General features: G+C 40.4%; 16 protein-coding genes. 11 read left to right on the plus strand and 5 right to left on the minus strand.

What is annotated here, in order from left to right:
* Positions 1-74: 74 nt before the first annotated feature.
* Both ACMUMJ_RS00420 and gloB read right to left on the minus strand, forming a co-directional pair.
* Entirely contained in the window at positions 75-1,706 is a 1,632-nt protein-coding gene (locus tag ACMUMJ_RS00420; protein WP_414676821.1) for a lytic transglycosylase, read from the minus strand.
* A gap of 56 nt (positions 1,707-1,762) precedes the next feature.
* A complete protein-coding gene (gloB, locus tag ACMUMJ_RS00425; RefSeq protein WP_414676822.1) occupies positions 1,763-2,539 on the minus strand; it encodes a hydroxyacylglutathione hydrolase in 777 nt (258 codons plus the stop codon).
* An 88-nt stretch (positions 2,540-2,627) separates the two neighbouring features.
* Between gloB and ACMUMJ_RS00430 the strand changes: the two genes are divergently transcribed.
* The 4 genes from ACMUMJ_RS00430 to dnaQ all read left to right on the plus strand — a co-directional run bounded on the left by ACMUMJ_RS00430 (position 2,628) and on the right by dnaQ (position 5,188).
* A complete protein-coding gene (locus ACMUMJ_RS00430) occupies positions 2,628-3,368 on the plus strand; it encodes a class I SAM-dependent methyltransferase (protein WP_414676823.1) in 741 nt (246 codons plus the stop codon).
* Positions 3,365-3,811, plus strand: coding sequence for a ribonuclease HI (gene rnhA / locus ACMUMJ_RS00435; protein WP_414676824.1), 447 nt, complete (start codon positions 3,365-3,367; stop codon positions 3,809-3,811). Before ACMUMJ_RS00430 ends, rnhA begins: the two co-directional genes overlap by 4 nt.
* Positions 3,812-4,027: 216 nt before the next feature.
* Positions 4,028-4,360, plus strand: coding sequence for a YggL 50S ribosome-binding family protein (locus ACMUMJ_RS00440; RefSeq protein WP_414676825.1), 333 nt, complete (start codon positions 4,028-4,030; stop codon positions 4,358-4,360).
* Between the two features lie 111 nt (positions 4,361-4,471).
* Positions 4,472-5,188 carry a DNA polymerase III subunit epsilon gene (gene dnaQ / locus ACMUMJ_RS00445; protein WP_414676826.1) on the plus strand — a complete coding sequence of 239 codons (717 nt, stop codon included), beginning with the start codon at positions 4,472-4,474 and terminating at the stop codon, positions 5,186-5,188.
* Between the two features lie 185 nt (positions 5,189-5,373).
* On the opposite strand, the gene nhaB is transcribed toward dnaQ, so the two are convergent.
* Positions 5,374-6,876: a sodium/proton antiporter NhaB gene (gene nhaB / locus ACMUMJ_RS00450; protein ID WP_414676827.1), complete on the minus strand. Its 1,503-nt coding sequence runs from the start codon at positions 6,874-6,876 to the stop codon at positions 5,374-5,376.
* A gap of 170 nt (positions 6,877-7,046) precedes the next feature.
* Here nhaB and sohB point away from each other — a divergent pair, with 170 nt between their 5' ends.
* Positions 7,047-8,072 (plus strand): protease SohB, encoded by a 1,026-nt coding sequence (sohB, locus tag ACMUMJ_RS00455; RefSeq protein WP_414676828.1) that lies wholly within the window; start codon positions 7,047-7,049, stop codon positions 8,070-8,072.
* Between the two features lie 119 nt (positions 8,073-8,191).
* Here sohB and ACMUMJ_RS00460 read toward each other — a convergent pair whose 3' ends face one another.
* Both ACMUMJ_RS00460 and mfd read right to left on the minus strand, forming a co-directional pair.
* On the minus strand, positions 8,192-9,010 hold the full coding sequence (locus ACMUMJ_RS00460) for a CsiV family protein (RefSeq protein WP_414676829.1): 819 nt from the start codon (positions 9,008-9,010) through the stop codon (positions 8,192-8,194).
* Positions 9,007-12,423 (minus strand): transcription-repair coupling factor, encoded by a 3,417-nt coding sequence (mfd, locus tag ACMUMJ_RS00465; protein WP_414676830.1) that lies wholly within the window; start codon positions 12,421-12,423, stop codon positions 9,007-9,009. The genes ACMUMJ_RS00460 and mfd overlap by 4 nt, the downstream gene beginning before the upstream one ends.
* Positions 12,424-12,974: 551 nt before the next feature.
* On the opposite strand from mfd, the gene ACMUMJ_RS00470 reads away from it, so the two are divergent.
* The 6 genes from ACMUMJ_RS00470 to nqrF are packed head-to-tail and all read left to right on the plus strand — an operon-like array spanning position 12,975 to position 18,839.
* Entirely contained in the window at positions 12,975-14,312 is a 1,338-nt protein-coding gene (locus ACMUMJ_RS00470) for a Na(+)-translocating NADH-quinone reductase subunit A (protein ID WP_414676831.1), read from the plus strand.
* A gap of 3 nt (positions 14,313-14,315) precedes the next feature.
* Complete coding sequence (locus ACMUMJ_RS00475) at positions 14,316-15,512, plus strand: NADH:ubiquinone reductase (Na(+)-transporting) subunit B (RefSeq protein ID WP_414676832.1); 1,197 nt, start codon at positions 14,316-14,318, stop codon at positions 15,510-15,512.
* On the plus strand, positions 15,505-16,296 hold the full coding sequence (locus ACMUMJ_RS00480; protein WP_414676833.1) for a Na(+)-translocating NADH-quinone reductase subunit C: 792 nt from the start codon (positions 15,505-15,507) through the stop codon (positions 16,294-16,296). The genes ACMUMJ_RS00475 and ACMUMJ_RS00480 overlap by 8 nt, the downstream gene beginning before the upstream one ends.
* 5 nt (positions 16,297-16,301) lie before the next feature.
* Complete coding sequence (locus ACMUMJ_RS00485; RefSeq protein ID WP_414676834.1) at positions 16,302-16,964, plus strand: NADH:ubiquinone reductase (Na(+)-transporting) subunit D; 663 nt, start codon at positions 16,302-16,304, stop codon at positions 16,962-16,964.
* Positions 16,964-17,572: an NADH:ubiquinone reductase (Na(+)-transporting) subunit E gene (gene nqrE / locus ACMUMJ_RS00490; protein WP_414676835.1), complete on the plus strand. Its 609-nt coding sequence runs from the start codon at positions 16,964-16,966 to the stop codon at positions 17,570-17,572. Before ACMUMJ_RS00485 ends, nqrE begins: the two co-directional genes overlap by 1 nt.
* A 40-nt stretch (positions 17,573-17,612) precedes the next feature.
* Positions 17,613-18,839: an NADH:ubiquinone reductase (Na(+)-transporting) subunit F gene (gene nqrF / locus ACMUMJ_RS00495; RefSeq protein ID WP_414676836.1), complete on the plus strand. Its 1,227-nt coding sequence runs from the start codon at positions 17,613-17,615 to the stop codon at positions 18,837-18,839.
* Positions 18,840-18,849: the final 10 nt, after the last annotated feature.

Below are 18,849 nucleotides of genomic sequence, written 5' to 3' on the forward strand. Positions count from 1 at the left end.
TTACAAGTAAAATTACAAATAAAAAAGGGTCAGTGCAGAAGCAATGGCCCTTTTTTTGATCAGATTGTAAAGAACTAACCGCTAACTACGTTAACCAGTAAAGTAACTTTGTCACCCGGTTGCACGTATTTTTTACTGCCAACTTTTGGATTCCATTTTTTTATGTTGGCTACGCTGACATTAAATTTCTGGGCGACTTCCCCCAATGAATCTCCGCCACGCAGGGTATAAACAACGCGTTTCACAATGCTTGGGCGAGATGGGCTGCTGCTGTAATTGTTTTTTACGGTAGTTTGTTGCCAAATAACCAATTTCTTTCCAGGTCTTAGAGGGTCAGCCAATCCCATGTTATTCCAGCGGGCCAGTGTTTTTGTATTGGTTTTGTACTTTTTTGCAATGTCCCATAAAGTGTCACCAGATTTTATTGTGTGATTGGTTTTTAACTGATTACGTTTTGGTGACGTGGTTTGTTTTTGAGCTAGGCGTTGATGAGAGCTGAGTGTGTATTTCTCAATTTTACTACCTGCAACAGGTATCATTAATTGTTGGCCCACTCGAATAAGAGTGGATGACATTTTATTGACATCTTTTAGCACATTGACCGTGGTGTTGTGCTTCTTAGCAATTAATAAAAGGTTATCACCTGCATTAATGGTGTACCGAACCCACGTGACTCTTTGGTTTTCTGGAATGGTCGCGAGTGCCGTTTTAAATTCTTGCGATTTTTCAACTGGAATTAACAGCCTATGTGGGCCATTAGGGGATGTTGCCCATTGGTTGAACCCCGGGTTTAATAGGTAAATTTCATCAATGCTGGTATTGGCCATTTTTGCTGCTTCAGCAAGGTCAATTTGGCTACCGATATTCACAATGTCAAAATACGGTTTGTTTTCAATGAAGTAAGGTGTGTATTTATATTCTTCAGGGTTTTTGAAAATCTTTGCCAGTGCAATTAATTTTGGAACATAAGCGCGGGTTTCTTTTGGTAAGTCTAAAGACCAAAAATCAGTCGGTTTTCCTGCCTTTTTATTCTTTCTGATGGCTCTCATAACCGTGCCTTCACCAGAGTTGTACGCTGCTAATGCATGTAGCCAATTGCCATCAAACATACGGTTTAGTTTAGTAAGATAGGCGATTGCTGCATCCGTAGAGCTGACAATGTCACGACGGCCATCATACCACCAATCTTGAGTTAAACCATAAGCCAATCCTGTTGAAGGGATAAACTGCCAAGGCCCTGATGCTCTGCCATGGCTGTAGCCAAATGGATCAAAGCCGCTTTCCACAATGGGTAAAAAGGTGATCTCTAATGGAATGTTGGCTTGCTCTAGTTTTTCAACAATATGGTAAAGATAGCGTTCGCCTCTTTTAGACACTCTGTCTAGATAGGACTTGTGAGAGCTGTACCACTTCACTTGGCTGAACAAACGAGGTTTATCGTATTCAAGGTTTAACGCGTAACCAGAACGCACTCGATTCCAGAGATTTTCTTCAACAATAATAGCGTTTTCTTCTGCTTTCTCGATTTTGAGAGAAGGTGTTTTAACCGCTTCGACCACCGTTTTTTGAACAGGCTCCGCTTGTGCTACTTTTAGAGTCGTTGTGCTATCTGGCTCTTCTTGAGAGCTGGTTTGATTTTGAGTTAAGGACTGACAACCTGTGAGGATCAAACTGGCAGTGATGAGTAGAAGAGTGTATTTACGCATTGGAACCTTTATTCTGATAAAAAAGTAGAGACATTTTATAGAGCTGAGTCCATAGGTCAACTAAAAGCATCTTTTGCTCTTCTAACCTGGGCAAATTGTTGGCTATTATCTGTGCTAATTGGTTCGTTTATTTGTTGAGCTGCGCGGGCTAAAAGCGAACGGTTATCTGTTCTCATAAAAGGATTACAGGCTTTTTCTAGCCTGAGAGTGCTTGGTAATGTTGGGGTGTTTTGTTTTCTTAAATTCTGGCAGTGAGTGTCGGCTTCGATAAGTACTTGATTATCAGGCTCTAAACTGAGTGCAAAACGATAGTTGCTGAGTGTGTATTCATGGGTGCAGTACACTTTTGTATCATCAGGTAAGGCTTTTAAACGGTTCATTGCTGTCAGCATTTGGGCTGCACTGCCTTCCATTAATCGCCCACAACCACCACGAAATAACGTATCACCAGAAAATAGCATGGGATCTGAGTGGGTATTAGAGAAGTAACAAAGGTGATCGAGCGTGTGAGCAGGTGTCTCAATTGTTTCAAATGAACGATCGAAAATTGAAATAGGATCAGTATTGGATACTGGGTGTGTTACCAATTCAGTTAAATGGTGCGGTCCATAAACAGGGCATTTAGCGTATTCTTTTAATTCTTTAACGCCACCAGTATGATCAAAATGATGATGGGTAATTAAAATGCCGATCAGCTTCTTGTTATTTTGCTGCAAAAAGTCCATTACTACTTTTGCATCACCAGGGTCAACAACCCACATTTCATTATTACTTTTATGTAAAATTGCCCAGATATAATTATCATTAAACGCGGGTAGGGGTAGAATGGTCATAAATGCTCACAGTAATAAAAAGAGTTGGAATAAACGATTGGAATGTTTACAGACATTTCCATTAAAATAGAAAAATTGAGTTGATTGTATGGCGGATAAGCAAGTAAGGCAATTATTCCAAGATTGGTATGAATCCGATCTAGGTCAGCGTGTCTTGGAAGATGAGTTGACCGTGATCGAACGACATATTGATGGTTGTGTTGGTTATTTTTCTTTAATTCAAAGCCCGTTGTTGGCACTCAAAGTAACTAAATCTCATGTCAGGAATCACATTTTACTTGCGCCTGCGGTTGAGCTGGGTGCGTCAGAAAATACATTGATTAGTCTTTCAAATGAATTACCAATCGATTCAGACAGTGTTGATGTGCATATTATGCACCATTCTCTTGATCTTTCTGATGCTCCTCATGATGACGTTCGTGAAGTCGCAAGAACCCTGTTGCCAAGTGGGAAGGTTGTGATTGTTGGTTTTAATCCATGGAGCACATGGGGGGTAAGAAAATTAGCGTCCAAGCGGTTAAATGCACCTTGGTGTAGTCGATTCATTGCGCCAAAACGTTTGGAAGATTGGCTAAAAGTAGCGGGTTTAACGCTAACGTCGATTGAGTATATCTGTTTTAGGCCTCCGTTCAGGAAAGCATCCTGGCATCAAAAAATGGGCCGTATTGGTAAAGCGTTAGAGCTTACACGGTTGCCTGTTGGTGGTGTGTATATTATTACGGCGACTAAACAAGTTCGTCGCCACATTGCGATTAAACCTCGTTGGAAGCGAGCACGCGTTCGAGTGCCTTCTATTACTAAACCTATTGTAAAAGAGATGCAAGATTGAAAAAAGTTGTCATATATACAGATGGTGCTTGTAAAGGCAACCCGGGTCCCGGTGGGTGGGGAGCATGGTTAACCTTTGGTGAGCATGAAAAGAAGCTATGTGGTGGAGAGCCAGAAACAACCAATAACCGGATGGAGTTAATGGGGGCCATCGAGGGGTTAGCAGCTTTAAAGGAAAGGTGTGACGTAACACTTTATACCGACTCATCTTATGTTCAAAAAGGCATTTCGGAATGGCTTGAAGGCTGGAAAAAAAGAGGCTGGAAAACGGCATCAAAAAAACCAGTGAAAAATCAAGATTTGTGGCAAAAACTTGATGAACAAAGTCTGCGTCATGATGTGACGTGGAAATGGGTAAAGGGCCATGCTGGTATTGAAGGCAATGAAATAGCTGACCAACTTGCCAATGCTGGTATCGATAAAATAACAGCGGTGAAGAAATAAGATCATTTAGTAAGCTCACTTAATCATGCAAATATGACGTCGTCATTACAGGTATGCAGTCAATCGTTTTTTATATCAGCTATTGGCTTTTTCGCTCAATTATACTACTGAGTTGATGATTATAATCAGTAACTGTATAGGATTTCTCTTGCGTGTGTTTCAATTGCCCAATCCATTACTCTGTAAATATCGGCGTAATCCGCCAAAGGAATAAAAATGAAAGATAAAAGAAGTAGAAGACTTAGAAAGAAGCTTTATTTAGGTGAATTTGCGATAAAGGGTTTTGAGTATTCGTGCGAATTAAATATAAATACTGATGCTGAGTTCGATGCATTTTTTGAGCGTTTCTTAGATGTGCTTGAAGAAAGAAAATTGTGCATGGGCAGTGGTGGCGATTTAACATCTCTTACAGGCTTTATTTGTTCTGAATTACGTTATGGATCGGCAACAGATGACGATTTGGCTGCGATGGAAGCGTGGCTGAATTCTGAAAGCGTAGTATCAAATGTGACTATGGGTGAGCTGGTTGATGCTAACTACGGCCTGTAATAGCCCTGTAAAAAATGAAGTCAAGCGATTCTATTGCTTGACTTCATGCTTATAAGTGCCGTGATAGAATTTAAATTAAAATGTTTTTGTACAAAAAGAGGTTTATAAGACATGGCTGACAGGTTGGTTATTTTGGATACCGAAACAACCGGGATTGACCCTAAGCAAGGGCATCGTATTATTGAAATCGGTTGCGTCGAGATGATTGACCGTAAATTAACGAATCGTCACTTTCATGTTTATGTTAACCCTGAGCGAGAAGTTGAGATCGAAGCATTTAATGTTCATGGTATTAGTAACGAATTCTTATCTGACAAGCCTGTTTTTAGAGACGTCGCTCAGGATTTTTTAGAATTTATTAAAGGTGCAGAATTAATCATTCATAATGCTCCGTTTGATGTTGGTTTTATGGATCATGAATTCTCCTTGTTAGGAGGTATGCCTAAAACAAATGATGTTTGTACGGTTTTTGATACCTTGCAATTTGCTCGTAAAAAACATCCGGGACAAAAAAACAATCTGGATGCATTATGTCGTCGTTATGGTATAGATAACTCTCATCGAGAATTGCATGGCGCGTTGCTAGATTCCGAGATTCTGGCGGACGTCTACTTGCTAATGACGGGTGGGCAAACATCACTAGGGCTTTCTAACGATGATTTTAATAACAAAGACGGAGCCGATTCTTCCGCGTGGACGATTCGTCGCCTTGATTCAGATCGCTCTATGCTGAAGGTGATTCGCGCTAATGACAGTGAGCTTGAATTACATGATGAGCGTTTAGACTTGATAGAAAGAGGGTCTGGTCGAGTGTTGTGGCGTCAATAAGGTGCAAGTCAGTGAAGTCTTAGTGAATAAAGTACAATAGTGTAACTTAATGCAGCAACGTACTACTGCATTAAAAGATGTTCTTCTATCCAGTTAATAAAAAGCCTCTCTGTAGCCCTTAGAATGAATTACCATTCCTTGATAGTGCTACAGAGGAGCTTTTTTATTGTCTATTTATTTTTCTATTAAAGTAAGAATACCACGCATAACCCACCGACAAGGCTTAATACGATTGTGTAAGGAAGCGCCATCCAAACCATTTTTCCGTAAGATAAACGCAATAGCGGTGCAATTGCTGATGTAAGCAAGAACAAGAAAGCCGCTTGACCGTTGGGCGTTGCCACGCTTGGTAGGTTTGTTCCGGTGTTAATGGCAACGGCTAATAGATCAAACTGCTCGCGAGTGATGGTACCTTCATCTAATGCACTCTTCACTTCACCGATGTACACGGTGGCAACAAAGACATTATCACTGATAGCAGATAATAAGCCATTCGCGATAAAGAACATGATTGGTTGTATGTTTGTTGGCATGTTCAGCACAATATCAATAAATGGCTGGAATAGATGTTGTTCATGAATAACAGAAACAACAGTGAAGAAGACAACCAGCAAAGCGGTAAATGGCAGTGCTTCTTCAAAGGCATGACCAATTCGGTGTTCTTCGGTTATCCCGTTGAATGCGGTCAAGAGAACGATGATCATCAAGCCTACTAAGCCGACTTCTGCAATGTGAAATGCTAAAGAAAAAACAAGGATGGCAGCAACAATGCCTTGGATAATAAGCTGGGCCTTATGGGTGCTTGTGCTTCGTTTGCTTTCTTCTTGTTCAAAGTTCTTCAGAATCTGACGAACATTTTCTGGTAAGTGCGCGCCATAGTCAAACCATTTGGTTTTTTCTAGAACAACGACGGTTAGCAAACCACAAACCAGCACAGGCATAGAAACAGGTGCTACTTTTAAGAAGAACTCAATGAAATCCCATCCAGCTACTTTTGCAATTAATAGGTTTTGAGGTTCACCTACCAATGTTGATACACCGCCGAGTGCAGTGCCGACAGCTCCATGCATTAATAAACTGCGTAAAAATGATCTGAATTCATGTAAATCATTGGCATTGATAGGGAGTATCTTTGCATCACTGCCTGGATCATGGCTTTTATTTGAGGATTGGTCCGAGGCCACTTTATGGTAAACCGAATAAAAACCAACGGCCACACTGATTAAAACCGCCGTCACTGTCAATGCATCTAGAAAGGCGGATAAAAAAGCAGCAGAGAAGCTAAATATCAAAGATATGGCTGTTTTTGATCGTACTTTCACCAGCAGTTTGTTGAATATGAACAACAGCATGTTTTTCATAAAGTAGATGCCTGCTACCATAAACATGAGCAGCAAAATAACTTCTATATTATGAACGACTTCGTTGTAAACACCTTGGGTATTAGTTAGCCCTAAAATAACGGCTTCAATGGCCAATAACCCACCTGGCTGTAGAGGATAGCATTTTAGCGCCATAGCCAGGGTGAAAATAAATTCGATGATGAGTAGCCAACCGGTCACAAACGGGCCAACAACAACCAGTAATAAAGGATTCAATACCAAAAAGGCAATAATGACTTGCTTATACCATAATGGGGAGGAACCTAAAAAATTCTTGCTAAATGCCTTAGCGAGTGTATCTTGCATTCTTTTCTCCGATGTTTAAATTAAAAAGTATTAGACCTAAAGTAAAAATGGAGGAATCATAAGATAATACAGCGTGTTACACCATAATTTTATATTTGTATCGAGGATTGTTTTTTGTAAATTTTGCCTCATTAACACAGTTACCCCACAGTATTGGAAAGGAAAGTAAATTGGAATTTTTTACAGAATACGCAGGTTTTTTATTAAAGCTGGTTACAGTGGCGATCATTTTTGGGTTGTTTATAGTTGGTGTAGCCAGCAGCAAAAGTAAGCCTAAAGAGGGTGGCCTTTCTATTAATAAGCTAAATGATCAATACGATAAAATGAAGGATGCTCTTAATGCTGAGCTATTGGATAAAAAGGCATTAAAGCAACTGTCTAAAGCGAAAAAGAAATCGGTGAAAGAGGCAGAAAAATCGAACAAATCGGAAGAGAGTGTTCGTAAGAAAGTGTTTGTTTTAGATTTTGATGGCGATATTAAAGCTTCTGCGCTGGATACGATGCGCGAAGAAATTACGGCTATTTTGAGTGTGGCTACAGATAAAGATGAGGTGGTTGTTCGTTTAGAAAGTGCTGGGGGCATGGTGCACGCCTATGGTTTGGCATCGTCACAATTGCAGCGTATAAAAGAGGCCAATGTGCAGTTAACGGTGTGTGTTGATAAAGTGGCGGCAAGCGGTGGCTATATGATGGCGTGTGTTGCCGATAAAATTGTTGCTGCACCATTTGCTGTATTAGGCTCTATTGGTGTGGTAGCTCAGGTTCCTAATATCCATCGCTTGCTTGATAAAAGTTTGGTGGATGTGGAGTTGCATACAGCGGGTAAATACAAAAGAACCTTGACTATGTTGGGGCAGAATACCGATGAGGGTCGTGAAAAATTCAAACAAGGCCTTGAAGAGACTCATGTATTATTTAAAGAGTTTGTTTCGTCACAAAGAGCGGTTGTAGACATTGAGAAAATTGCAACGGGCGATGTTTGGTATGGAATTAAAGCGCTAGATAATCAATTGATTGATCAGATTTCAACGAGTGATAGCTATTTAGTCAATCAGTATTCCGATGCTGATGTGTTCTCAGTGAAATACAGTGTGCCGAAGAAAATGGCAGAGCGTTTAGGTTTGTCTGTTTTGAGTGCGGTAGAGATGAAGGTAACTAAATGGTTCTCTTCGCTTTCTCAGTATCGAGGAGTCTAGCGTCTTTTAATAAAGGTTAGAAATACGAGATTAATGTGTTTAAAAAAGAACCAATACAAAGTTTTTGTATTGGTTCTTTTTTATTGTATGTGTTTTATTTGTTGCGGTGAATGTTTTATCTATTGCGTGTTGGTATTGCTAATTTGTTCAATATTGGACATTAGGTTTTCGAGTGCTTGTTGCTGAATGGCTTCTTCTAAATCCATTGGTTCAAAGTAAATTAATGTGCCAACGATTGGGTGATCTAGATAGTTGAGTTTTTTACTGGCTGTTTTGTTACTCTGATTGAGTATCAATTGGGCGCTTGGCAGATATTGATGACTGCTTGTATCATCTTGAGCATTATTTGTGTCTGATTTCTCTATTGAGGTCTCTGGCGATAGTTTTGAGCTGTTTTCAATGCTGATTATTGTGTCTGGTAATACGTTGTGCGTTGCTTTTGATTGAGGCTCTGCATTAAATAAATAATGGTTTAGCGTGATATTTGATTCTAGATAGCGGCCAAGCTTTACTTGAATGGAGCCTGTGAGTTCGGCATACCCCAAATTATTGGGTTTGCTGTGAAAGTCGTGATGCAACTTGCTTCCCTGATTGGCAAATATCAGTGTCCATGAATCATTTGTTAAGACATTTACGCCTCGTTTAAGTTTTTTTTGAAATGTATCAAACGGGTTGTTTATTTTCTCAATGTTGGCGCCCTGTGATTGAGTGCTGTCTGAAATTGAGCTTTCATCTAAAGAGAATTTTGGGGTGGCCTTTAGGCTTAAAAGGGGCTCGTATTTGACTTGTTCTACAGTTTTTTCTGCTGGCCAGATAAAGGTCATTACACGAGCTCGATAGGCCCTTGCGGTGCTTTTTTCGCTGTCTGTTACAGTATCGGCTAATACGGTACATGGCGATAAAATGATCCCCAGTATAAAAATCAAATGCGCTTTCAATGTAATAGCTCCAATGTTTTAAGTGTTTCTTGAAATCTAGAATCGGTTGTTGTCATATCTGCAATGTATTTTAATGTATCTGAGCCAATCAGTTTATAAGAATCTGGCCGAGTTTGAATGAGTTTAATTAATGTCATTGGGTTTACTGGCGTTGACGGACTGAAATGCATTTTGCCTTCTGTACCATTGGCTTCAATTTTGGTAATGCCAAGTTGCTCTGCTTTTAGTTTAAGGCTGGTTTGTCTAAATAGGTTTTTAGTTGCATCAGGCAATAATCCAAATCGATCAATCATCTCAACTTGAAGCTCTCTCAATTCGGTTTCTGTTTTTGCATTGGCAATGCGCTTATAAAGTATTAAACGACTATGAACGTCATCTAGGAAGTCGCTTGGTATCAATGCAGGAACTCTTAGATTGATGTCGATTTTCTGTGGTGAGGTGATGTCTATATCAGGCGCTTCGCCTTTTTTAAGGGACTTAACCGCACGATCCAGCATTTCCATGAATAATGAGAAGCCTACATGTTCAATGTGTCCACTTTGCCCATCGCCTAATAGTTCACCCGTCCCTCGAATTTCTAGATCGTGAGTGGCCAGTGTAAAGCCTGCGCCAAGTGTGTCGGCTATTTGTATGGCTTCCAAGCGTTTTTCAGCATCTGAAGTGATCTTTCGATCGTGTGGCGTTAAAAGGTAAGCGTAAGCTTGCTGATGGGAACGGCCAACTCGACCTCTAAGTTGATGCAGCTGAGCCAAGCCAAACTTATCGGCCCGTTCAATGATGATGGTATTTGCATTAGGAATATCAATGCCTGTTTCTATGATAGTGGTGCAAACGAGAATATTGGCTCTTTTGTGATAAAAGTCGGACATGACTTGTTCCAGTTCGCGTTCTCGCATTTGACCATGGCCAACAATGATTCTTGCTTCTGGGATGAGTTCGTTCAGCTCTTCTGCGGTTTTTTGAATGGTTTGAACGTCATTGTGAAGAAAATAAACTTGTCCACCACGGTGCAATTCTCGAATAATGGCTTCTTTTATTTTGTGATTGTCTCTCTCATTAACAAAGGTTTTTACAGACAGTCGTTTTGCTGGCGGTGTTGCGATGATGGATAAATCTCTAATGCCAGAGAGTGACATATTTAATGTTCGTGGAATCGGTGTCGCAGTCAAAGTAAGAATGTCTACTTCTGCTCTTAGTGCTTTAAATAGATCTTTTTGTTTGACACCAAAGCGATGTTCTTCATCAATGATAACCAATCCAAGGTCAGAGTATTTTATGTCATTCTGTAGTAGCTTGTGTGTGCCGATGACAATGTCCGCTTTTCCTTCCTCTAAAAGTTTTAGTGCTTCCGTTGTTTGTTTTCCACTACGAAATCGAGATAGAAGGGCGATTTCAATCGGCCAATCTGCAAATCGATCACAAAAGTTTTCATAATGCTGTTGGGCGAGTAAGGTTGTGGGAACCAATACGCTGACTTGTTTTCCACCTTGGACGGCGAGAAATGCCGCTCTCATGGCAACTTCTGTTTTCCCAAAGCCGACGTCACCACAAACCAGCCTGTCCATGGGCTTGATGCTTTTCATGTCATTAATAACAGCGTCAATTGCCAATTGCTGATCAGGCGTTTCTTCAAAAGGAAAGCCTGCGGCAAACAGTTCGTATTGATCATCTGGTTTGCCGAACGAATGGCCCACTCGAGCTTCTCTTTTTGCGTAGATTTCTAATAATTCAGCGGCAGTATCGCGCGCTTTTTCAGCGGCTTTTTGTTTGGCTATGCTCCATTTTTCTGTGCCCAGTTTGTGAAGAGGTGCACTGTCTTCATCGCTGCCTGTATAGCGAGAAATTAACTGTAATGAAGCGACAGGAACGTAAAGCTTGGCGTTATTGGCGTAGCCTAAAGTAAGTAATTCAGTTTCTTGTCCGTCAATTTCAAGATTGGTGAGGCCTAAGTAGCGACCAACACCGTGATCAATATGAACAACAGGGGCGTCAATTCGAAGTTCAGTTAAATTACGAATGATCGCATCTTCATTGATGTCGCTGTGTTTGCGCCTTCTATACTGAGAGACTCGTTCTCCCATAATTTCATTTTCAGCGATCAATGTAAGGGTGTTACTTATTTGAAACCCTCGGCTTATTCGGCCTGTTGTAATGCCGAACAGTGTGTCTGTCTCTAAAAAATGGTGCCAAGAATCAATGATTTTTGGTTGGATTTTATATTTTTTAAAAAGCTCAATAAGTGCTTCTCTGCGGCCAGCAGACTCAGCCACAATTAATATTCGATGTTTACAGGTTTGAATGAAAGAATGTAGATTCTTCAGTGGATGCTCGGCTTTGGAATCTATGATGACCGTTGGCTGTGTTTCAAAGGAGGGGTTTTCTCCTTCGTTGGTCAATATAATATGAGAGAATCGGTTTAGCTCTGCGAAAAATTCTTCTTCTCGTAAGTTGATTTCATTTGGTGGGAGAATGGGTCTTTCTATGTCATAGCCAAGAGATTCATGTCGACTGATGTATTCGGCTTTTACTGCATTAAAGTGATCGTTTAATGATCCTGTTTGAGCAAATAAGGTCTGTTCTGGTAAATAGTCAAAAAAACTTTGGGTATGTTTAAAAAACAAAGGTAAATAATATTCAATGCCTGTTGGTACAATGCCATTGCTTATGTCTTGATAAAAAGGCGAATTAAGGGGGGTGCTTGGAAAACGCTCTCTCCAGTTCTGTCTAAACAGTTGAATGCCTTCTTTGGTGATAGGGAACTCTCTCGCTGGTAATAGTTGAATCGAGTTGAGTGTTCCTGAACTTAACTGTGTTTCAGGGTCAAACCAGCGAAGTGTATCGATTTCGTTATCAAACCAATCAATTCGTATGGGTTGATCGGCTCCCATAGGGTAGACATCCATTAATGCTCCACGAACAGAAAATTCCCCATGCTCCCGAACGCTTTGCACATTTGTGTAGCCACCGCTAATCAGTTGATCGGATAGGGTTTTAAGAGGCAGCACTTGGCCTTGCTTTAGTTTGAAACGTTGAGAGTCAATGTGTGATTGTGGGCATAAGCGGACGACAGAGGCCGATACCGTGGTTAAAATAATGGCGCTTTTTAAATCTCTTAATTGAGCAAGTGTTTCAAGCCTTTTGGAGATGATGTCTTGATGTGGTGAAAAGGCATCATATGCAAGCGTTTCCCAATCGGAGAAACGCAAAACCGGAATCTGGTCGCCGTTTAGGAAGGACAGTTCATCTTCGACTTCGTTTAGTTCCGCTATCGAATGGGCAAGGAAAACAATTGGGCCGTTTTGCTGCTTCGCAATGTCTAACAACTGTAAGGTTAGAGTGCTACCTGAAACGCCGTTTATAGTGTTTCGGAAACCGGGTTTTTTATTAAGCGTAACAGTTGAAAGTAAAGTCATTGGTTGTCGTGTTTTCCTAACGTGATTGTCGTTCATGCAAATACTTATGCTAGAAATTCTAGTTTTCGTTTCTGAATAACAAATCGATTGGTGATCTTTGTTATTGCATTAAACAAATATTAAGCTGCCGTAGTTTTAGTGCAAGGGTATTGTGTCGATAATCAAAAGGGTTATCAATCATTAGAAATGATAATTCGGTGGTTTTTATTAAATCCTTCTAATAGACCCATTTGATCGGACTTATTTGCTTCTTATAGCGAAAAATCATGATAACTTTTTGTTTTGCTTCCAAAATGTATTTTTCCGCTAATGTAAGCCGTTTGAAAGTTTCTTTCACGTTACTTTGTCATGAAATAGCCATCCTATGGATAAAAACGCTCTAAGGTTGTGGTCAATCAAGGTAATGATCTTTATAATGCTAGAGTTTTTTGGTGAAGCGGCTTTGTGTTTGAAAATTACAGAAAATTGTAATTTGTGTTGTAAAGTTTTTTTGAAATACTGAAAATGCAACAGAAAGTGCTTTTGTGTTCAATATTCGTTGGGCAGAACATATGTTTAAAATTACGAAAGGCCTTGATTTGCCAATCAGTGGCGCCCCCAATCAGGTTATCGACGAATCTGCAGTCGCACGCTCAGTGGCTGTGATCGGGCCGGATTATCATGGTATGAAACCAACTATGATGGTTCAGGTTGGTGACAGGGTTAAAAAAGGTCAGTTACTTTTTACAGATAAAAAAACAGAAGGTGTAAAATATACAGCACCCTCTTCAGGTATTATTTCGTCCATTAATCGTGGTGAAAAGCGTGTACTTCAATCTGTAGTAATTGATGTTGAAGGACAAGAAGCTGAACAGTTCTTTTCTTGTTCTGGCTCTGAGTTAAAAACACTTAAACGTCAGCAAGTTGTTGATAACTTAAATAATTCAGGTTTATGGACTGCATTTAGAACTCGTCCTTTTTCTAAAGTACCAGCTCTTGATAGTGAACCAAACTCAATTTTTGTTACAGCAATGGACTCCAACCCTTTGTCCGCCTCTGTTGAAGTTGTTTTAGATGGGAAAACAGAGCATTTTGCAGATGGTCTTGCTGTATTAACAAAATTAACAAAAGGTAAGGTTTACGTTTGTAAAGCGCCTGGTGCGAAAATACCGACAACCTCTGATGTAAGTGTTCAAGAGTTTGACGGACCTCACCCTTCAGGTTTAGCTGGTACGCATATCCACTTCCTTGATCCTGTTAGTGACAAGAAGACAGTATGGACAGTCAATTATCAGGATGTTGTTGCAATAGGTCAATTGTTTACAACGGGTGAATTGAATTCGGAACGTGTTGTTGCATTAGCTGGTCCACAAGTTGAATCACCTCGATTATTGCGTACTCAAGTAGGTGCCAATCTTGACGAATTGACTGCTGGTCAATTGAAGTCTGGTGAAAATCGTATTGTTTCTGGTTCTGTGTTATCTGGTCGTAAAGCAATGGGACCTTATGCCTACTTAGGTCGTTTTCATCAGCAAGTAACTGTCTTGCTAGAAGACCGTGACCGCCAGGTCATGCATTATCTGCGTGCGGGTCATGAAAAACATTCTGTACTGAATGTTTTTATGTCCAAACTATTAGGTAAAACAAGTTTTGCGATGAGCACAACGACAAATGGATCTGACCGTACGATGTTACCATTAGGTCACTTCGAGCGTTTAATTCCTATGGATATTCTACCAACTCAATTGTTGCGTTCATTAGTGGTAAACGATACCGAGCAAGCTCAATTGTTAGGCATTTTAGAATTGGATGAAGAAGATTTGTCTTTGTGTACTTACAGTTGTTCCGGTAAGTTTGAATATGGCCCGATCCTTCGGGATTGTTTAACTCTGATTGAAAGAGAGGGGTAAGATATGGGGCTTAGAAAAGTTCTCGACGATATGGAACCTCATTTCCATACAGGCGGCAAATATGAAAATTGGTATGCTTTATACGAAGCAGTAGATACTATTTTTTATCGCCCAAGTTCTGTTACAAAATCCAGTTCACATGTTCGTGATGCCGTTGATATGAAGCGAATCATGATTTTGGTGTGGATGTGTACGTTCCCTGCTATGTTTTTTGGTATGTATAACATTGGTTTCCAAGCAAATACAGCTATGGATGCAATGGGTATTGCAAGCCCAGATACATGGAGGCACTCCATCATTGGTGCGTTAAGCGGTTATGATGCAGCAAGTCTCTGGGACAATATGATATATGGGGCATTGCATTTCCTACCTGTATATCTTGTTACTTTTATTGTTGGTGGATTCTGGGAAGTTCTTTTTGCCGCAGTTCGTAAGCATGAAGTAAACGAAGGTTTCTTTGTGACCTCCATTTTGTTTGCTTTGTCTTTACCTGCAACTGTGCCTTTATGGCAAGTGGCTTTAGGTATTACATTTGGCGTTGTTCTTGCTAAAGAGGTCTTTGGCGGAACTGGGAAAAACTTCTTGAACCCAGCTCTAGCCGGTCGTGCTTTCCTATTCTTTGCATATCCTGCTTCTATGTCAGGTGATGCGGTTTGGACTGCGGTAGATGGCTTCTCTGGAGCGACAGCGCTTAGCCAATTAGCGGCAAGTGGTGTTGATGGTTTGGCGGTTGCTTGGTCTGATGCATTTTTTGGCTTTGTGCAAGGATCAATGGGTGAAACATCTACGTTTGCCATATTAATTGGTGGTGGTGCATTGCTCATAATGCGAATCGCTGCTTGGCGAATTGTTGCAGGTGTGTTTTTGGGGATGTTTGCAGTATCGGCTCTATTCAATCTAATAGGCTCCGACACGAACCCAATGTTCTCGACACCTTGGTATTGGCATCTTGTTTTAGGTGGTTTTGCTTTTGGTATGATGTACATGGCGACAGATCCTGTGTCTGCATCCATGACAAATAAAGGCAAGTGGTTCTATGGCGTTTTGATTGGGGTTATGGTTGTCTTGATTCGTGTTGTGAATCCAGCGTATCCAGAAGGCATGATGTTGGCTATTCTGTTTGCTAACCTGTTCTCACCTTTCATTGACCACTTTGTTGTGCAAGCAAATATCAAGCGGAGGAAGGCTCGCAATGTCTAGTAACGATAGTATTAAAAAGACGATAGTCGTTGCTCTCTCTTTGTGTCTGGTTTGTTCCGTATTTGTTGCGGCAGCCGCAGTTGGTTTGAAGCCTATTCAAAAAGCCAACAAAGACCTAGATCGAAAGCAAAATATTTTATCAGCAGCTGATATGTTGGATCCAAACAAAACGGTAGATGAGATCTTCAAATCTATTGAAATGCGTTTGGTCAATATCTCTACAGGTAAATTTGCTACTGAAGAAGAGCTTTCAACCTCTGGAATTGATCTTGCGACTTATGAGCAAAATGTTGCAGCTAAAGATCCAACTTTGTCCATTGCTTTGGCCGCGGAAGATGATATTGCCAGTATTAAGCGACGAGCTAAATACAGTGCCGTATATATAGTGAAATCTGGCGATGATATTGAACGTATTATCTTACCAGTTAAGGGGTATGGCTTATGGTCAACTATGTATGGCTTTATGGCATTGAAAAATGACTTTAATACGGTCATTGGTTTTGGCTTTTATGACCAAGGTGAAACGCCTGGATTAGGTGGTGAAGTTGATAACCCAAATTGGAAAGCACTGTGGAAAGGTAAAACTGTCTACAATGAGTCTGGCGAAGCAGTATTAGGCTTGGTTAAGGGTTCTGTAGACTCTGCTGATCCTTTAGCAACGCATAAGATTGACGGCTTATCTGGTGCTACTCTAACGAGTAATGGTGTAACCAATCTTGTTCATTATTGGTTGGGTGAACAAGGCTTTGGTCCTTTCTTGTCAAATCTTAAAGGCGAGGGATAGTAATTATGTCTGAAGTAAGAAAGGTGCTCTTTGCACCTATAATGAATAACAACCCAATTGCGTTACAAATTTTGGGTATTTGTTCTGCATTAGCCGTAACGAGTAGTATGAGTGTGAGTTTGGTTATGGCCATTGCTTTAACCTTGGTAACAGCATTCTCTAATTTTTTCATTGCGATTATCCGTAATCATATTCCAAGCAGCATTCGAATCATTGTTCAGATGATTGTTATTGCTTCTCTTGTTATTGTTGTTGATCAGGTCTTGAAAGCTTTTGCTTTTGAAATTAGTAAGCAACTGTCTGTATTTGTTGGTTTGATCATTACAAACTGTATCGTAATGGGTCGTGCTGAAGCGTATGCAATGAAGAATCCTCCGGGAATGAGTTTCATTGATGGTATCGGTAACGGTCTTGGTTACAGTGTAATGTTGTTGATCGTTGGTTTCTTCCGTGAGCTTTTCGGGGCTGGTAAGTTGTTTGGTGTGGAAATTTTCCAGACTGTTCAGAATGGTGGTTGGTATCAGCCAAACGGCTTAATGCTGCTTCCACCGAGTGCTTTCTTTGTTATTGGTCTTGTTATTTGGGCTCTTAGAGCATGGAAAACAGATCAAGTTGAAGCGCCTGAATTTAAAATTGCAGCGAATTCTCGTGTGCAGGAGGCTCATTAATGGAACATTTAATTAGTTTGTTCATCAAGGCTGTGTTTGTTGAAAACATGGCGTTGGCGTTCTTCTTAGGTATGTGTACTTTCTTAGCTTTGTCTAAGAAAGTTGAGACTGCAATTGGTTTAGGTATCGCAGTAGTGGTTGTTTTGGCCATTACAGTACCATTAAATAACCTAATATATAAAAATTTATTGGCTGATGGATCATTAGATTGGGCGGGAATGCCTGGTGTTGATTTAAGTTTCCTTGGTCTATTAAGTTATATAGGGGTCATTGCAGCGGTGGTCCAAATCCTCGAGATGACTTTGGATAAATACATGCCGGCGCTTTATAACGCTTTAGGCGTATTTCTACCATTGATTACCGTGAATTGTGCCATTATGGGTGCGTCTTTGTTCATGGTAGAGCGTGATTATAACTTTGGTGAAAGTGTGGTTTATGGTGTTGGTGCTGGTATCGGTTGGGCGCTTGCTATTGCTGCGCTTGCAGGTATTCGTGAAAAACTAAAGTATTCTGATGTGCCTGCTGGCCTTCGTGGTTTAGGTATTACCTTTATTACTGTAGGTTTAATGAGTTTAGGTTTTATGTCTTTCTCTGGCGTTCAGTTGTAAGCAACATATCAAGAATAACCATGAATAGGATTTATTAAACATGCTTGACTTAGAAATTATTCTAGGTGTAGTGATGTTCACTGTGATCGTACTTGCTTTAGTGGCTGTTATATTGGCAGCGAGAGCAAAACTAGTGAGCACAGGTGATGTCACTATACATATCAATGGCGAAAAAGAAATAAAAGTTGCAGCGGGTGGTAAGTTGTTGCAAACATTGGCAGAAAGTGGTGTATTCCTTTCTTCTGCTTGTGGTGGCGGTGGTACATGTGCCCAGTGTAAGTGTATTGTTAGTAGTGGCGGTGGTTCTATGCTATCTACTGAAGAGTCGCACTTTAACCGTCGTGAAGAAAAAGAAGGCTACCGTCTATCTTGTCAGGTTGCTGTTAAGCAAGATATGCATGTAGAAGTTCCTGAAGAAGTATTTGGTGTTAAGGCTTGGGATTGTATTGTTGAGTCTAATCCAAATTTAGCAACTTTTATTAAAGAGCTTACTTTAAAACTTCCTGAAGGTGAGAATGTTAACTTCCGTGCTGGTGGTTATGTTCAGCTTGAGGCGCCGGCTCATACTGTTCACTATAAAGATTTTGATATCGAAGAAGAGTATCGTGGTGATTGGGATAAATTCAATCTTTGGAAGTTTACTTCTGTTGTGTCTGAGCCGATTATTCGAGCTTATTCTATGGCGAACTATCCTGAAGAGCGTGGACTTGTGAAGTTTAATATTCGTATTGCTTCACCACCTCCAGGTAAAGATGATGTGCCTCCGGGTCAAATGTCATCGTATGTTTTTAGTTTAAAACCTGGTGACACAATTAAAGTATACGGTCCATTTGGTGAATTCTTTGCCAAAGATACTGATGCTGAAATGGTGTTCATTGGTGGTGGTGCTGGTATGGCACCCATGCGATCTCATATTTTCGATCAGTTGAAGCGCTTGAAATCAACTCGAAAAATGAGTTTTTGGTATGGTGCCCGTAGTTTACGTGAGTCATTTTATGATGATGAGTACGATTTACTGCAGTCAGAAAATGAAAACTTTAAGTGGCATCTTGCCCTTTCTGATCCACAACCTGAAGATAATTGGGAAGGCTATACAGGATTTATTCATAACGTCCTGTATGAAAACTACCTAAAAGATCACCCAGCTCCAGAAGATTGTGAGTTCTATATGTGTGGGCCTCCAATGATGAACCAAGCTGTTGTTAAAATGCTTCAAGATCTTGGTGTAGAAGATGAAAATATTCTACTTGATGATTTTGGTGGCTAGATCGTTTATC

It is taken from the genome of Marinomonas phycocola (assembly GCF_047525455.1).
In the GTDB taxonomy this organism is placed as follows: domain Bacteria; phylum Pseudomonadota; class Gammaproteobacteria; order Pseudomonadales; family Marinomonadaceae; genus Marinomonas.

Excerpts from the sequence above, each read along its gene's own strand:
- ACMUMJ_RS00420 (WP_414676821.1), bottom strand. The coding sequence starts at position 1,706 with ATGCGTAAATACACTCTTCTACTCATCACTGCCAGTTTGATCCTCACA.
- gloB (WP_414676822.1), bottom strand. The coding sequence starts at position 2,539 with ATGACCATTCTACCCCTACCCGCGTTTAATGATAATTATATCTGGGCA.
- ACMUMJ_RS00430 (WP_414676823.1), top strand. The coding sequence starts at position 2,628 with ATGGCGGATAAGCAAGTAAGGCAATTATTCCAAGATTGGTATGAATCC.
- ACMUMJ_RS00440 (WP_414676825.1), top strand. The coding sequence starts at position 4,028 with ATGAAAGATAAAAGAAGTAGAAGACTTAGAAAGAAGCTTTATTTAGGT.
- dnaQ (WP_414676826.1), top strand. The coding sequence starts at position 4,472 with ATGGCTGACAGGTTGGTTATTTTGGATACCGAAACAACCGGGATTGAC.
- nhaB (WP_414676827.1), bottom strand. The coding sequence starts at position 6,876 with ATGCAAGATACACTCGCTAAGGCATTTAGCAAGAATTTTTTAGGTTCC.
- mfd (WP_414676830.1), bottom strand. The coding sequence starts at position 12,423 with ATGACTTTACTTTCAACTGTTACGCTTAATAAAAAACCCGGTTTCCGA.
- ACMUMJ_RS00470 (WP_414676831.1), top strand. The coding sequence starts at position 12,975 with ATGTTTAAAATTACGAAAGGCCTTGATTTGCCAATCAGTGGCGCCCCC.
- ACMUMJ_RS00475 (WP_414676832.1), top strand. The coding sequence starts at position 14,316 with ATGGGGCTTAGAAAAGTTCTCGACGATATGGAACCTCATTTCCATACA.
- ACMUMJ_RS00480 (WP_414676833.1), top strand. The coding sequence starts at position 15,505 with ATGTCTAGTAACGATAGTATTAAAAAGACGATAGTCGTTGCTCTCTCT.
- ACMUMJ_RS00485 (WP_414676834.1), top strand. The coding sequence starts at position 16,302 with ATGTCTGAAGTAAGAAAGGTGCTCTTTGCACCTATAATGAATAACAAC.
- nqrE (WP_414676835.1), top strand. The coding sequence starts at position 16,964 with ATGGAACATTTAATTAGTTTGTTCATCAAGGCTGTGTTTGTTGAAAAC.
- nqrF (WP_414676836.1), top strand. The coding sequence starts at position 17,613 with ATGCTTGACTTAGAAATTATTCTAGGTGTAGTGATGTTCACTGTGATC.